This window comes from Xanthomonas sp. BRIP62418 (assembly GCF_003993495.1).
GTDB classification, from domain to species: Bacteria; Pseudomonadota; Gammaproteobacteria; order Xanthomonadales; family Xanthomonadaceae; genus Xanthomonas; species Xanthomonas euroxanthea.
The window spans coordinates 94,871-108,575 of sequence record NZ_QEZG01000049.1; the positions used below are offsets into that span (position 1 = coordinate 94,871).

Below are 13,705 nucleotides of genomic sequence, written 5' to 3' on the forward strand. Positions count from 1 at the left end.
CGACAACGATCTCTCCCGCGCTCATTGGCTTTGCGTCTGTGCCAGTGTGTGCGTCGAGCTCTTGCAACCTGAAGCAACCGCTCCACCGGCGCGCTGACTAATCCGCCGATGGACCTGCTGGCACGCAGGTAGGTCCACCTGATAACGCCCCTGCGCCTGCGACCTCGCGCGACCTGCCTAGCCTGGCAGCGCCGCCCTAATCGCCTCCCCCGCCAACCGCGCGCTCGCCAGCAGACGCTCCAGGCTCTGCCCATGCCGGGCGCTGGCGGACAGCCCGGCCATGGTGGTGCTGACGAAATCCGCCAGCCGGTCTGCGTCGTGCGGGCAGTGTTTGGCGATGTGGGAGCGGATCAGCTCCTGGGCGGCGACATGAAACCCGCAGGCGGCCTCGCGCGCCTGCGCGTCGTTGCTGCGCGTGCCTTCCAGCACCAGGCAGCCGGTGGCGGCGGGGTCTGCGGCGTAGCAGCGGGCGGCCTGCTCCAGTACGTCGGCCAGCGCGTCGGCCAGCGGGCGGCTGGCGTCCAGAATCTGCGGCAGCGGGATGGCACCGGTTTGCGCGTAGCGGTCGAGGATGCGCGCATACAGGCCGGCCTTGCTGCCGAAGGCGGCGTAGAAACTGGGCGGGTTGATGCCCAGGGCCTGGGTGAGGTCGGCCACGCTTAGTGCGTCGTAGCCGCGCGCATGGAACAGCTGCTGTGCAGTTGCGACCGCTTGGTCCGGGTCGAACGCCCGCGGCCGGCCGCGGGCCCGGGATGTTTCTGTAGTCATAGTTACAAAATCCTTGACGGCAGGCGAAATCTATTATGTATTACTCGCTACATTAATAGCGAGGTGAGTGCATGTCAGCGTTCAAAAACAAGTCGGTGTTGGTGCTCGGTGGCAGCCGGGGGATTGGGGCCGCCATCGTGCGGCGCTTCGTGGCCGAGGGCGCGCGGGTGACGTTTACCTATGCCGGCTCCGCCGAGGCGGCGCAGCGCCTGGCCAGCGACACCGGCAGCACCGCGGTGCTGGCCGACAGCGCTGACCGCGATGCGGTGATCGCCACGGTGCGCCGCAGCGGGCCGCTAGATGTGCTGGTGGTCAACTCCGGCATCGCCTTGTTCGGCGACGCGCTGGACCAGGATCCGGACGCGGTGGACCGGCTGTTCCGCATCAACGTGCACGCGCCCTACCACGCCGCCGTGGAGGCCGCGCGGCAGATGCCGCCCGGCGGGCGGATCATCGTGATCGGCTCGGTCAACGGCGACCGCATGCCGCTGCCCGGCATGGCGTCCTACGCGCTGAGCAAATCCGCCCTGCAAGGGCTGGCGCGCGGGCTGGCCCGTGACTTCGGGCCGCGCGGCATCACCATCAACGTGGTGCAACCAGGCCCGATCGATACCGACGCCAACCCGGAAAACGGGCCGATGAAAGACCTGATGCACAGCTTCATGGCGATCAAGCGCCACGGCCGCGCCGAGGAAGTGGCCGGCATGGTGGCCTGGCTGGCCGGCCCGGAAGCAGGCTTTGTCACCGGGGCGATGCACACGATCGATGGTGCGTTTGGGGCGTGACGTGGCGACGTCTGCGTTGATGGCACTGCAGCTAGACACGTGCGACCGATGGCGGCAAACGCCCTTCGTCAACACACATGGCGAGCTGCCGTTGCACGGCCAGCCTCCTGGTCCGCCTGTATCTCCTGCCGGCAGCGCGTGATCGCATTCCCATGTCATGCGGCGCATGGCACGGGTGATCGCAGGCCTGGTCCTTGCTGTCGCGCTGATCCCAGGTTGCCTATAGTTGCGGCGAACCCTGCAATGGATTGACCAATGCACATGATGTCATCCGGCCGGTGCCTGGCCCTTGCACTCGCCGTTGCTGTGACCGGCAGTGCCTGTGCACGGACGCCATCACCCGAACAGAAAAGGACTTCCCCCATGCCAGACAACGTCACCACAGGCCGCACCATCAACGGGCACACCTATTCGGACGCTCCGGTTGACGTAAAGCTGGGGCCGAACACCTTCCGCATCCCCGCCAACTACCTGGACAGCCAGATCGCGCCATGGCCGGGTGAAGGCGTCACGCTTGTCATCGAGTGGCCAGGCATGACCCCCACCCCGCCCGGGGCACGGGCCAACCCGCGTACGAATGATTTCCGCAAGGAAATCCATGCCTCGGTTGACTATGTCGACCGCGTCCCCATCGAGGCATTGCTGGCACGCTACTCATCTAACGAAGCAATTACCGAGCCTGATTCGGTCGAACGGGGTGATCCCGTCGACAGACTCGATCTGCGTATCGCACAGCCTGAAACACTCGGATTGACGCCCTATGCCATCGATGAAGAAAAGATGGCGGTGTACGTTAAAGCGTACGAAGCCCGCTACAGCAAACCTCCGACACGCAACCCTGCGTTTGAGGACGATTGGTATGTCGCGCGCGATTCCGGCGGCAATCTCACCACTTTCATCAAGTGCGATAGCGCCAAGTTTCGTAAGGACGGCATCCGGCTTGAGGGCGACCAAGTCATTGACGAAGAAGAACCAGTTATCGCCGGATGTACGCACTACCTTGTGGATGTCGAGAACAAACTATCCATCACGCTCAACTACCATCGCGCGTTTCTAAGGGACTGGAAACGTATGGAAAAAGCGATTCGGGACGTTTTGGCACGCACCAAAGTTGGGTGATCCACACTTTTTTGCAAGGAGTACATCATGGGTGGATTAACTCAGCAGGACTTGACGATCCTGCGCAGCTACGCAAAAGCAGGCAATCGTGAGCTGTACTGGAACTACCTCTCGCAACTGCCCGGTGCAGACGGCTACGGGACGCTCGCGCTTGGTGTCGTGCGTAATGACAGTTTGCCGGGGCGCGTTGCGAATAGTTACGCGCAGGATTACGCGAACACGCAGCACGACAGCGGCTCGCGCTTTGCTAATGCTCAACTGAGCGAACGTCAGTGGGAGAGCTTCGGACAGACGTTGCTGGAGAGGGATTTGGAACTTCGGCAAGCATGGCTCCGTCGAGACCGTCCGGATCTGGCACTTAACCTACCAGGCGCCTCCGTCATGCTCGCGCACGACCGCGCGTTTGAGCAGCATCGTCTCGACCCCAACTGCTGGACCCCACGCGTGCTCCTGCAAGCCGCCCTGGAAAAAAGCGGCCCCCAGAAGCTGGAACAGATCTGGACCAACATGCTCGACAACGAAGCCGCCGGCGCCACTCGTATCGGGAACACGGGCTACGAGACCTTTGCCCAGATGGGACTGGCGGCCGGCAGCCAGTACCTGGCCAAGCTGGGCACCACCGAGGCGATCCAGATGCTGGAGGGCCGCTCCGCCGTCGACCCTAACGTCATCGGCAGCAACAGCTTCTACGCGATGTACTTCGAGAAAGAACAGAAGTGGGTGAACGTCAGCGCAGGCGGCGGGCATCTGTCCATGCGCGAAGAAACCAATGCCGGCCGTATCGCCGAACTCGACGATGCCCGCGCCGTGCGCCTGGAGCGGCAGCAGAAAGCCACGCAGTTCCACGAAGACGACCCGTACCGCTCCATCACCCGCAGCCCGTTCACGGCGTCGGCCGACGGCCTGCCGGATCCGACGCAGGCGCCCACCAAACTGACCGATATCGGCCCTGACCACCGGGACTACGCACTGCTGCAGCAGGTACGTGCGGGCGTAAGCGCGATCGATGCGCAAGCCGGGCGCACGCCGGACGAGAACAGCGAGCGTCTCATCGCCAGCGTGATGACCCTCGCCCGCCAGAACAACCTGGACCGGGCCGACCATGTGGTGCTGAGCCAACAGACCGCCGACAGCCCGGCCGGCCGCCACGTGTTTGTGGTGCAGGGCGAGTTGAACAACCCGGCGCACCTGCGCGCCCATATGCCGACCGATGTGGCCGTGCAGACGCCGGTGGAGCAGTCGCTGCAGCAGCTGGAGGTGGCCAGTACCGACCGCCAGCAGGCGTTGGCACAGAGCCAGCAGCAGGAAATGGACAACCGGCAGCGTGAGAGCGCGTCGATGCGCATGGGATAAGGCAGCGCTGCTCAGAGTACCTCCCCTGTCTACTTCCGGCCGATCTCGATGCATGACGCGCGGCATTGGCCCTACCGGAGCCAGCCAGTGTAGGTCTGCGCACATCCGCGACAACGCAGCGTGCCCCACGATGACAATGCACCGGCGTAACCGCGCCAGCTGCACCCCGGCGCCGCTGGAACTCATGGCAAACCAGCAATCCTCAAACGCCAACGGCCCGGACAAGCCGGGCCGTTGGACGATGCCGCGATAGGCGTCAGCCGATCAGGCGAACGGGTCCTGCAGCACCATCGTGTGGTCGCGATCCGGGCCGGTGGAGACGATGCTGATCGGGCAGCCGGCCAGTTCTTCCAGCGCGCGCAGGTAGGCACGTGCGGCCACCGGCAGCTTGTCCCACTCGGTGATGCCGTGGGTGTTCTCGGTCCAGCCCGGGAACTCCAGGTACACCGGGGTGCACTCTTCCCAGCCCTGCGCGTCCAGCGGGGCGTATTCGGTGCGCTTGCCGCGGTATTCGTAGGCGATGCAGACCTTGAGCTTTTCCATGCCGTCGAGCACGTCGAGCTTGGTGATGCACAGGCCGGAGATGCCGTTGATGGCCACCGCACGCTTGAGCGCGACGATGTCCATCCAGCCGCAGCGACGCGGGCGGCCGGTGGAGGCGCCGTACTCGGCACCGCGGTCGCGGATGCCCTGGCCCACTGCGTCGTCCAGCTCGGTCGGGAACGGGCCGCCGCCCACGCGCGTGGCATAGGCCTTGGCGATGCCCAGCACGTAGTCGATGGCGTCAGCGCCCACGCCGGTACCGGCCAGTGCGCCGCCGACGGTGGTGTTGGAGCTGGTGACATACGGATAGGTGCCGTGGTCGATGTCCAGCAGCGCGCCCTGCGCGCCTTCGAACAGCACGCGTTTGCCCTGCTTGCGCAGGTCGTGCAGGATGCCGGCCACGTCCGACTTCATCGGCTGCACGTAGTCGCCAAAGGCCAGTGCCTCGTCGAAGGTCTTCTGGAAGTCCACCGCTTCCACGCCCAGGTACTTGGTCAGCACGAAGTTGTGGTAGTCCAGCGCGGTGCGCAGCAGCTCTTCCAGCTGCGGCGGGTAGTGCAGGTCGGCGATGCGGATACCGCGGCGGGCGACCTTGTCTTCGTACGCCGGGCCGATACCGCGGCCGGTGGTGCCGATGGCCTTGCCGCCGGCGGCCTTCTCGCGCGCCTGGTCCAGGGCGATGTGGTACGGCATGATCAGCGGCGCAGCCGGAGAGATCTTCAGGCGCGAGCGCACTTCCACGCCGGCGCCTTCAAGCTCGCTGATCTCCTTGATCAGCGCGGCCGGGGAGATCACCACGCCATTGCCGATCAGGCACAGCGCGTCGTCGCGCAGGATGCCGGACGGAATCAGGTGCAAGACGGTCTTCTTGCCATTGATGACGAGCGTGTGGCCGGCGTTGTGGCCACCCTGGAAGCGGACCACCGCACCGATCTCTTCGGTGAGCAGATCGACGATCTTGCCTTTGCCTTCATCGCCCCACTGGGCACCGAGCACGACAACTGACTGACCCATGACGGGTGAACTCCTGAGTTTTGCTGCGGCCATCGGGGCCGCGGGATGGGACCGGTTCACGGCTGGCGGCGTCGCCTGGCGCGCGGCTCCATCGGGGAGCCTTGCAGCGGCGCGTAAAGCCCTGACACGGAAAAAGCCGAACGAGGTGCCCTGTGTGAGCGTGCCCGGCCGGCTTTTGTGCATTATCCGGGTTTCCGGTGACGTGCACTACCCCCGGCGAACGGCGGATCGGGGGGCTCGTCGGATTGCCGCTGGCCATCGGTTGCGCGGTGCTCCGGGCGCTGCCGGTCCCTGGCAATCCCAAGCCCCCATCGCGGGTCGTAGGAGCGCACCCGGGCGCGACTGCTTCACCGCTAACGCCTGTCGCGCCCGGGTGCGCTCCTACGCTGCCCGTTGCGGTCGGAATGGACCACCCACTCAGTGACGCACGATCCACAGCGCGATCGCGCCCAGCGCCAGGGTCACACCGCCGATGGCACGCAGTTGGGCCGTTGGCAGGCTGAACAGCTGCTCGACCATCCGCTTCCAGGCGGCGGGCGCGGCGAACAGCAGCAGGCCTTCGATGACGGCGATCAGGCATAACGCGGACAGGAACTCGTGCATCAGCAACACCAGGACAACGTGGGAGCTGCAGTGTGCCCGGTTCGGCAGCCTGCCACGCCACACCGTAGGAGCGCACCTGGGCGCGACGGGCATTGCCGGTAAAACGGTCGCGCCCGGGTGCGCTCCTACGCGGCGAGGTGGCGTGCCTCGCGAGATCTTCAGACCGCCTGACGCACGATCATTCGATCCACGAAAGGCACCGGATCAACATCCCGACACGCCGCACCTCGTAGGAGCGCACCTGGGCGCGACAGGCATTGCCGGTAAAGCAGTCGCGCCCGGGTGCGCTCCTACGCGGCGAGGTGGCGTGCCTCGCGAGATCTGCAGACCGCCTGACGCACGACCATTCGATCCACGAAAGGCACCGGATCAACATCCCGACACGCCGCACCTCGTAGGAGCGCACCTGGGCGCGACAGGCATTGCCGGTAAAGCAGTCGCGCCCGGGTGCGCTCCTACGAGGATGCCGGGGTTTGGATGCGCATTAATCACCTCTCAAAGCCAGATTGCGTCCCAGAACGGGTAATCGCCCACGCGGCTGACCAGCCCGGCACGGAGGGGATTGGCGATGAGGTAGCGCGCGGCTGCGTGCAGGTCCTCGTCCTTGCGCAACGCGTGGTCGTGGTAGCTGCGGCTCCAGACCGGTGCGTGATGCTGGCGCTGATCGTTCACCGCGCGCGCTGCACACGCTTTCATGCGTGAGACGGCGTTGGTCAACCCGGTGGTGCTTCCGAGCTGCAACAACCAATGCACATGATCCGGCATCAATACCCAGGCCAACAGCCTGGCGTCGGAGGGCGTTGCCGCGGTGAACGCGCGGCAGGCCGCTGCGGCCAGCAGCACATCTGCGAACACAGGGCGACGCTGCCATGTCGTGGTGGTCAGCAGGTAAGCGCTGTTGGGCGAAGACTGCCTGCCACGGCGCAGCGCGCGATGCCCGGGAGTGTCGATGTTGGCCATGGCGCGATGCTGACGGCCTTGGACCACGCGAGATATCGGCGGTTGCCGCGTTCTGCGCTAGGGATCCATGTGGCGGCTGACTGTCAAAGGCAACCAGCGGGGTCGGCCGGCAAGGCCCGTCGCGCCCGGGTGCGCTCCTACCGGGTCGAGTCTGGCCAACCCGACGGGAGAGGCGCTCCAGGCAGCTGCGGACTCCGGGCATACCCACCACCATCGCAGTCCACGAAACGCCATCGGCCCGATCCATCGGCCCACACGCGCCACGCGTAGGAGCGCGCCTGGGCGCGACGGGCATTCCCGGTAAAGCAGTCGCGCCCGGCTGCGCTCCTACGGTTGGGCGCGCGTCTGTCTGCCCGGCAGTGAGAGGCACATACGACAACGCCCGCGTTAGGCGGGCGTTGGCGTTTCAAGGCATGGCGATCAGCCAGCGATCAACGATCGCTCTTGAGGTACTGCAGGAACGGGTCGTTCTTGTCCAGCACCACCACGCCGTTGCCGTCGGTCATGGAGCCGCGGTACGCCTCCAGGCTGCGATAGAACGCGTAGAACGACGGATCCTTGGCACCGGCCTGGCCGTAGATGCGGGCGGCGTCGGCATCGCCTTCGCCGCGCAGCTTCTGCGCATCGCGCTCGGCGTCGGCCACGATCACGGTGGATTCGCGGTCGGCCTGGGCGCGGATGGTCAGGGCCTGCTCTTCGCCTTCGGCACGCAGCTTGCTGGCTTCCTGCTTGCGCTGGGCGCGCATGCGCTCGTAGACGTCGGTGATCACCTGGCTGTCGGTCGGCAGGTCGATCTGCTTGATGCGCAGGTCGGTGATCTGCATCCCTAAGCCCTTGATGGCGCCGTTGATGCCCTTGAGCTGGTTGGCGATCAATTCGCTGCGGTCGCCGGAGACCAGCTGCTGCAGGGTGCGCGAGTTGATCTGGTTGCGCAGCGAGTCGGTGATGATCGGGGCCAGGCGCGAATTGGCGACCGACTCCTCACCACCGGTGGCGCGATAGAACGCCCGCACGTCGGAGATGTAGCCGATGGCGAAGAAGTCCACGCTGACGTCTTTCTGCTCGGCGGTGAAGTAGCGCGCCGGGGCGGTGTCCAGCACCTGGAAGCGGCGATCGAACACGCGCACCGATTCCACCACCGGGATCTTGAAGTGCAGGCCGGGCTTGAGGTCGGCACGCACCACACGGCCCAGGTTGAGCACCATGGCGGTCTGGTCCTCGCGCACCACGAACACCGAGCCCATCAGGGTCAGCAACACGGCGACGATCAGGCCGATGACTAGCGAATTCTTCATTATTCGGTTCCCTCACGGCCGGTCGGGCGCGGGCCGCGCTCCGGATTGCGGATGCCCTCGCTGCCGCCGCTGGTTTGCGGCGGATTCAACAGCACATCCTGCGGCACCATCGACGGCATGCCGCTGTTGCCCGTAGTGCCGCTGTTGCTGGCGGACTTGCCGGCGTCGGCCGGCAACGGCACGTAGATGACCTGGCGGCCATCGCTGCCGATCACCTTGCGGTTCTCCGACAGCACCTTCTGCACCGTTTCCAGCCACAGGCGCTTGCGCGTGACCTCGGGCGCGTTGGCGTACTGCTCCTGCAACAGCGTGAAGCGATCGGCGTCGCCTTCGGCCTTGGAGATCACCGCCTGCTTGTAGCCTTCGGCGCCGGTGCGGGTGCGCGCGCCCTGGCCGCGTGCCTCGGGCACCACCTTGGCGGCGTAGGCCTGGGCTTCGTTGATCAGGCGCTCGCGCACCTGCTGGGCACCGTTGACCTCGTCGAAGGCCGGCTTCACTTCTTCCGGCGGGCGGGCGTCGGGCAGGGTCACGCCGGTGACGGCCAGGCCGGTGTTGTAGGCGTCCAGTGCCGCCTGCAGGCGATCCTTGGAGGCGATGGCCAGCGGGCCACGGTTGTTGAGCACGGTATTGAGGTCGGAACGGCCCACCTGCTCACGCACGGCACTCTGCGCGGCCTGCTCCAGCACCAGATCGGCATTGCGCGAACCGAACAGGTACTTGCGCGGGTCGCTGATCTGGTACTGCACGTTGAGCGAGACGTTGACGATGTTCTCGTCGCGGGTCAGCACCGGCACCTGGTTGCTGAAGGTCTTGATCTCGGTGGCGTTGACCTTGCGCACCGACTCGACCGGCCAGGGCAGCTTGAAATTCGGGCCGGGCTGCAGGATGCGCGAGAACTGGCCGAAGCGCAGCACCACGCCGCGCTGCTGTTCGCCGATGAGCTGGAAGCTGGAGAACAGCACCATCAGCACCACCGCGACCAGGATCCAGCGCCCCACGCCACCATCGAACAGCTCTTTCAACGGGGCGGGCAGATTGCCCCAGCCACCACCGTTACCACCACCACGCGGGCCCCAGGACCTGCGACGGTTGGGGTCCGGGCCGTCTCCGCCCTTGTTGCCGGGTGTGTTCCAGGCCATGCACGCTCCATGATCGAGGGGCTGTGCGGGCCAGTCCCGCAGTGCCGCCGTGTTGTTTGATTCGCTGATTCTACTAGATGGGGCAGACCGACCGTTTTGAAAGGCCCCAATTGGTGCATCCCGGTTTAGCCGCTGGGGTGGATCGAGCCGATGGCCGGGTTCGCAGACGGGAAGGACACGGTGTCAGCGCGATCTGGGGGCAAGCACCGGGCGCGCGTTCTGGAGTTGGCCAATGGGGATCACGCCGAGACTGGACGCAGACCCGGCCTGCGATGCGCTGCACGATGAGGCCGACGACATCGTGCTGCTCGCTGACGCGTGGCCATTGTCAGTCGACCGATCCGGCGTCTGGCCTGGCTGGATAGCCCAGGGTCGCGGTCAGGCCAAGCAACCGCTGCGCTTTGCCGACCCCGGGTTGCGGCGCAGGATGCCGCCGATGGCAGGCGAGCATCGGTGTCCAAACGGCACTGGCGGCGCAGCTGACGTTGGCATCAGCGCTGAGGGGCATGCGGCTGGGGCGATGCTGCGCTGGCACGACGCAGTCCGGAACGCGTCCGCCAACCCTGCTTCCCCCTCGTCGCCGCACTCACGCCATCGGCGGTTCGTCTTTCTGGTTGAACACGCGCTCCATCACTTCCAGCAACTCGTCTTCGGAGAACGGCTTGGTGATGTAGGCGCGTGCGCCCTGGCGCATGCCCCACATGCGATCGGTGTCCTGGTCCTTGGTGGTCACCAGGATCACCGGGATGTGCTGGGTGGTCGGCTCGCGCTTGAGCGTGCGGGTGGCCTGGAAGCCGTTGAGGTTGGGCATCACCACATCCATCAGCACCAGATCCGGTAGTGACGACTTGGCCGCTTCCACGCCGGCGGCACCATCGGTTGCAGTGATGGTCTCGTGCCCCAGCTTCTCGACGATGCGCTGAATCCCCAGCAGCTGCGACGGCGAGTCGTCGACGATCAGAATGCGTGCCATGTGTTTCCCCTAATGTGCGCGGCGAGTGTAGTGCGCCGGCCGCGCTTGCGGTAGCTGGGCCAGACGGTACGCCCGGCGATGCCGTTACGAGGCGTGATCCAGTGGCGCGGCGCGATTGCCCAGCCGATGCGTACTACGTTGGACAAGACGCAGCTGGATGCAACAACGTCGCAGAAAGCCGCTCGCCCACGTATTACGTGCATGCTGCCCTGCCCTCAATCCCTCATCGATACGAGGGGGACGACGGGTCCCTTCTCCCATCGGGAGAAGGGGACGCACAGCGCCGGATGAGGGGACGGCGGCGATTCAACCGCGCAGATCGACGTTCACTGGCGCACCACCTGCCTGCCGAACCCTCATCCATTTTCCGCGTCACCCCACGCCGCCTACACCGACTCGCCGAACGCCTTGGCCAGGTTGCGGTAGGCCTTCTTCTGCGCATCGTCGGTGGGGGCCGGGGCCAGGATCTCCAGCTCCACGATCTGGTCGCCCGGGGTGGCGCCCGGCAGGCCGCGGCCGCGCAGGCGCAGCTTGCGGCCGGCGTCGGAGTCGGCCGGCACCTTCAATTCCACCGCCCCGCCCAGGGTCGGCACGCTGATCGTGGTGCCCAGTGCCGCCTGCCAGGGCATGACCTGCAAGGTGTACAGGATGTTGCGCCCGTCCACCTCGAACTGCGGGTGCGCGGCGTATTCGATCTCCAGCAGCAGGTTGCCGCCGCCATTGCCCTGCCCGCTCAGGCGGATCACCTGTCCAGGCTGCACACCCTTGGGCACGCGCACGTCCAGCTGCTTGCCGTTGATGGTGATGCGCACGCTGTCGCCCGCATACACCGCTTCCAACGGCACCGCCAGCTTGGCGCGGGTATCGCCGCGCGCCTGCGGCCCTGCGCCGGCACCAGCCCCCGGGCCGCGCGGCCGGCCGCCGCGCTGGCCGGCAAACAGGCTTTCGAAGAAATCGCTGAAGCCGCCACCGGCGCCGCCATTGCCGAACACTTCCTCGAAGTCGTAGCCCTGCCCGCCGCCGTAGCTGGGGGGGGCCTGGAACTCGTCGCCCGGGCGGAAGCCCTGTGCCTTGAGCTGGTCGTAGGCCTTGCGCTTGGCCGGGTCGCGCAGCGCCTCGTAGGCTTCGTTGATGGCCTTGAACTTGTCTTCGGCGCCGGCTTCTTTGCTGACGTCGGGGTGGTACTTGCGCGCGAGCCGGCGGTAGGCGGTCTTGATCTCCGCATCGCCTGCGCTGGGCTCCACGCCCAGCGTTGCGTAGTAATCCTTGAATTCCATCTAATCACCTCTGAAAAAAACGGCCCGCAGCCGAGGCCACGAGCCAGTCATATCGCAGCCGGGCGGGCAACCGCACCTATTCTACGGTGCGGTTGCCGCCGGGAAGCGAAGCAGGCCGCTTCGCTCCAGGTTTTGCGGCCTTACTGCACGGTGCCGCCGCTGGTGTCCTGGCCGGTGCCGACCTGGATGCGGCGCGGGGTGGCCGCCGGGCGCTTGGGGATGCGGATTTCCAGTACGCCGTTATGGCCGGCGGCGGTGATGCCGTCGGGGTCGGCACTGTCGGGCAGCGCGAAGCGGCGGTGGAAGCTGCCGTAACGGCGCTCGATGCGCGAGAAACGCTCGGTCTCGGTGCTGGACTCGCTGTTGCGCTCGCCCTTGATCGACAGGATGCCCTTGTCCATCTGCACCTCGATCTGGCTGGGGTCGATGCCCGGCAGGTCGGCATACAGCACGAAGTGGTTGGGCTCTTCCTTGATGTCCACGCGTGGCACCCACTGCGCGGTCACCACCGCCGATTCGTCGGTGTCGCCGTTGTGCTCGAAGAAACGGTCGAACACGTGCTTGATCTCGTTTTGCAGCGCGTGGGTGGGCCACTGGGGATAACGAACGATGTTCATTGCGAGCCTCCAAAAGGTTGGGTGAGGGGCCGGCTGCCGCGGCGTGCGCACGTTGCGCCGGCCATGTGCGTCAGATAGGCGTGCGGCTGCGGATTTCAAGCGCGTTGACGCGCTTTTCCCCTGCCCCTTTCTAGAATTCGTTCAGCCACAGGAGCCCGCCCCATGACCATCCACGTTGGTGACCGCATTCCCGAAGTCGTGCTCAAGCGCCTGCGTGAGGGCATCGAGGCGGTCGACACCCACAGCCTGTTCGCGGGGCGCAAGGTGCTGCTGTTCGCGGTACCGGGCGCCTTCACCCCGACCTGCTCGGCCAAGCACCTGCCCGGTTATGTGGAGCACTTCGATGAATTCCGTAAACGCGGCATCGAAGTGCTGTGCACCGCGGTCAACGACCCGTTCGTGATGCAGGCCTGGGGCCGCAGCCAGCTGATTCCCGACGGCCTGCACCTGCTGCCCGACGGCAACGCCGAACTGGCCCGCGCGCTGGGCCTGGAGATCGACGCCAGCGGCTCGGGCATGGGCCTGCGCTCGCGCCGCTACGCGCTGTATGCCGATGATGCCGTGGTCAAGGCCTTGTTTGTCGAAGAACCTGGCGAATTCAAGGTGTCTGCCGCCGATTACGTGCTGCAGCACCTGCCCGATTGATGCATTGATTCCCCCCGTCCACTCAGAAGGAAACCGGCCAGCCATGTCTACCCAGCCAGCCAAGCAACTCCCCGGCATTACCGATACCGCCACCTTGCGCAGCCGCGCACGCCAGAGCATCGAAGACGGTGCCATCACCGAGAGCTACCACGCCGACCGCGAGGCGGTGATCGACCTGCTCAACACCGCACTGGCCACCGAATACGTGTGCACCCTGCGCTACTACCGCCACTACTTCATGGCCAAGGGCATGCTTGCCGACGCGGTCAAGGGCGAGTTTCTGGAGCATGCGCAGCAGGAACAGGAACACGCGCACAAGCTTGCCGAGCGCATCGTGCAACTGGGCGGCGAACCGGACCTCAACCCGGACACGCTGACCAAGCGCTCGCATGCCGAATACAAGGAAGGCACCGACCTGCGCGACATGGTCAGGGAGAACCTGATCGCCGAACGCATCGCCATCGACAGCTACCGCGAGATGATCGACTTCATCGGCGACAAGGACACCACCACCAAGCGCATCCTGGAAAGCATCCTGGCCCAGGAAGAAGAGCATGCCGACGAGTTTGCGGACCTGCTGGAAGGCTGGATCGGCGAGTGAGTTGAGCGAGCCC

14 protein-coding genes are annotated in these 13,705 nt (G+C 65.9%); 5 read left to right on the forward strand and 9 right to left on the reverse strand.

Annotated features, from left to right (window positions below; genetic code table 11):
- Window positions 1-177: 177 nt before the first annotated feature.
- Complete coding sequence (locus tag EO174_RS18690) at window positions 178-768, reverse strand: TetR/AcrR family transcriptional regulator (RefSeq protein WP_126946658.1); 591 nt, start codon at window positions 766-768, stop codon at window positions 178-180.
- A gap of 71 nt (window positions 769-839) precedes the next feature.
- Between EO174_RS18690 and bdcA the strand changes: the two genes are divergently transcribed.
- The 3 genes from bdcA to EO174_RS18705 all read left to right on the forward strand — a co-directional run bounded on the left by bdcA (window position 840) and on the right by EO174_RS18705 (window position 4,025).
- The gene (bdcA, locus tag EO174_RS18695) at window positions 840-1,553 is read left to right on the forward strand and encodes an SDR family oxidoreductase (RefSeq protein ID WP_126946660.1); all 714 of its coding nucleotides are present in this window, start codon (window positions 840-842) and stop codon (window positions 1,551-1,553) included.
- 255 nt (window positions 1,554-1,808) lie between these two features.
- Window positions 1,809-2,672 (forward strand): hypothetical protein, encoded by an 864-nt coding sequence (locus EO174_RS18700; RefSeq protein WP_126946662.1) that lies wholly within the window; start codon window positions 1,809-1,811, stop codon window positions 2,670-2,672.
- A gap of 27 nt (window positions 2,673-2,699) precedes the next feature.
- A complete protein-coding gene (locus EO174_RS18705; RefSeq protein WP_164740264.1) occupies window positions 2,700-4,025 on the forward strand; it encodes an XVIPCD domain-containing protein in 1,326 nt (441 codons plus the stop codon).
- 264 nt (window positions 4,026-4,289) lie between these two features.
- Here EO174_RS18705 and EO174_RS18710 read toward each other — a convergent pair whose 3' ends face one another.
- From EO174_RS18710 to EO174_RS18745, 8 genes are all read right to left on the reverse strand, one after another.
- Complete coding sequence (locus tag EO174_RS18710) at window positions 4,290-5,582, reverse strand: adenylosuccinate synthase (protein ID WP_046341959.1); 1,293 nt, start codon at window positions 5,580-5,582, stop codon at window positions 4,290-4,292.
- A 417-nt stretch (window positions 5,583-5,999) separates the two neighbouring features.
- Window positions 6,000-6,185 carry a DUF2065 family protein gene (locus tag EO174_RS18715; protein WP_126946664.1) on the reverse strand — a complete coding sequence of 62 codons (186 nt, stop codon included), beginning with the start codon at window positions 6,183-6,185 and terminating at the stop codon, window positions 6,000-6,002.
- Window positions 6,186-6,680: 495 nt separating this feature from the next.
- Window positions 6,681-7,145 (reverse strand): transposase, encoded by a 465-nt coding sequence (locus tag EO174_RS18720; protein WP_126946666.1) that lies wholly within the window; start codon window positions 7,143-7,145, stop codon window positions 6,681-6,683.
- 431 nt (window positions 7,146-7,576) lie between these two features.
- Window positions 7,577-8,440 (reverse strand): protease modulator HflC, encoded by an 864-nt coding sequence (locus tag EO174_RS18725; RefSeq protein ID WP_039523939.1) that lies wholly within the window; start codon window positions 8,438-8,440, stop codon window positions 7,577-7,579.
- Window positions 8,440-9,579 carry an FtsH protease activity modulator HflK gene (hflK, locus tag EO174_RS18730; protein WP_115676309.1) on the reverse strand — a complete coding sequence of 380 codons (1,140 nt, stop codon included), beginning with the start codon at window positions 9,577-9,579 and terminating at the stop codon, window positions 8,440-8,442. The genes EO174_RS18725 and hflK overlap by 1 nt, the downstream gene beginning before the upstream one ends.
- 586 nt (window positions 9,580-10,165) lie before the next feature.
- Window positions 10,166-10,552, reverse strand: a complete 387-nt coding sequence (pilH, locus tag EO174_RS18735) for a twitching motility response regulator PilH (protein ID WP_115676308.1) — start codon at window positions 10,550-10,552, stop codon at window positions 10,166-10,168.
- Between the two features lie 386 nt (window positions 10,553-10,938).
- Window positions 10,939-11,829 (reverse strand): DnaJ C-terminal domain-containing protein, encoded by an 891-nt coding sequence (locus EO174_RS18740; protein WP_115676307.1) that lies wholly within the window; start codon window positions 11,827-11,829, stop codon window positions 10,939-10,941.
- Between the two features lie 140 nt (window positions 11,830-11,969).
- Window positions 11,970-12,446 carry an Hsp20/alpha crystallin family protein gene (locus EO174_RS18745; RefSeq protein WP_104582350.1) on the reverse strand — a complete coding sequence of 159 codons (477 nt, stop codon included), beginning with the start codon at window positions 12,444-12,446 and terminating at the stop codon, window positions 11,970-11,972.
- 162 nt (window positions 12,447-12,608) lie between these two features.
- Between EO174_RS18745 and EO174_RS18750 the strand changes: the two genes are divergently transcribed.
- Both EO174_RS18750 and EO174_RS18755 read left to right on the forward strand, forming a co-directional pair.
- Entirely contained in the window at window positions 12,609-13,091 is a 483-nt protein-coding gene (locus tag EO174_RS18750; RefSeq protein ID WP_104582349.1) for a peroxiredoxin, read from the forward strand.
- Window positions 13,092-13,134: 43 nt separating this feature from the next.
- Entirely contained in the window at window positions 13,135-13,692 is a 558-nt protein-coding gene (locus tag EO174_RS18755; protein WP_104649799.1) for a ferritin-like domain-containing protein, read from the forward strand.
- Window positions 13,693-13,705: the final 13 nt, after the last annotated feature.

Excerpts from the sequence above, each read along its gene's own strand:
- EO174_RS18690 (WP_126946658.1), bottom strand. The coding sequence starts at position 768 with ATGACTACAGAAACATCCCGGGCCCGCGGCCGGCCGCGGGCGTTCGAC.
- bdcA (WP_126946660.1), top strand. The coding sequence starts at position 840 with ATGTCAGCGTTCAAAAACAAGTCGGTGTTGGTGCTCGGTGGCAGCCGG.
- EO174_RS18700 (WP_126946662.1), top strand. The coding sequence starts at position 1,809 with ATGCACATGATGTCATCCGGCCGGTGCCTGGCCCTTGCACTCGCCGTT.
- EO174_RS18705 (WP_164740264.1), top strand. The coding sequence starts at position 2,700 with ATGGGTGGATTAACTCAGCAGGACTTGACGATCCTGCGCAGCTACGCA.
- EO174_RS18710 (WP_046341959.1), bottom strand. The coding sequence starts at position 5,582 with ATGGGTCAGTCAGTTGTCGTGCTCGGTGCCCAGTGGGGCGATGAAGGC.
- EO174_RS18715 (WP_126946664.1), bottom strand. The coding sequence starts at position 6,185 with ATGCACGAGTTCCTGTCCGCGTTATGCCTGATCGCCGTCATCGAAGGC.
- EO174_RS18720 (WP_126946666.1), bottom strand. The coding sequence starts at position 7,145 with ATGGCCAACATCGACACTCCCGGGCATCGCGCGCTGCGCCGTGGCAGG.
- EO174_RS18725 (WP_039523939.1), bottom strand. The coding sequence starts at position 8,440 with ATGAAGAATTCGCTAGTCATCGGCCTGATCGTCGCCGTGTTGCTGACC.
- hflK (WP_115676309.1), bottom strand. The coding sequence starts at position 9,579 with ATGGCCTGGAACACACCCGGCAACAAGGGCGGAGACGGCCCGGACCCC.
- pilH (WP_115676308.1), bottom strand. The coding sequence starts at position 10,552 with ATGGCACGCATTCTGATCGTCGACGACTCGCCGTCGCAGCTGCTGGGG.
- EO174_RS18740 (WP_115676307.1), bottom strand. The coding sequence starts at position 11,829 with ATGGAATTCAAGGATTACTACGCAACGCTGGGCGTGGAGCCCAGCGCA.
- EO174_RS18745 (WP_104582350.1), bottom strand. The coding sequence starts at position 12,446 with ATGAACATCGTTCGTTATCCCCAGTGGCCCACCCACGCGCTGCAAAAC.
- EO174_RS18750 (WP_104582349.1), top strand. The coding sequence starts at position 12,609 with ATGACCATCCACGTTGGTGACCGCATTCCCGAAGTCGTGCTCAAGCGC.
- EO174_RS18755 (WP_104649799.1), top strand. The coding sequence starts at position 13,135 with ATGTCTACCCAGCCAGCCAAGCAACTCCCCGGCATTACCGATACCGCC.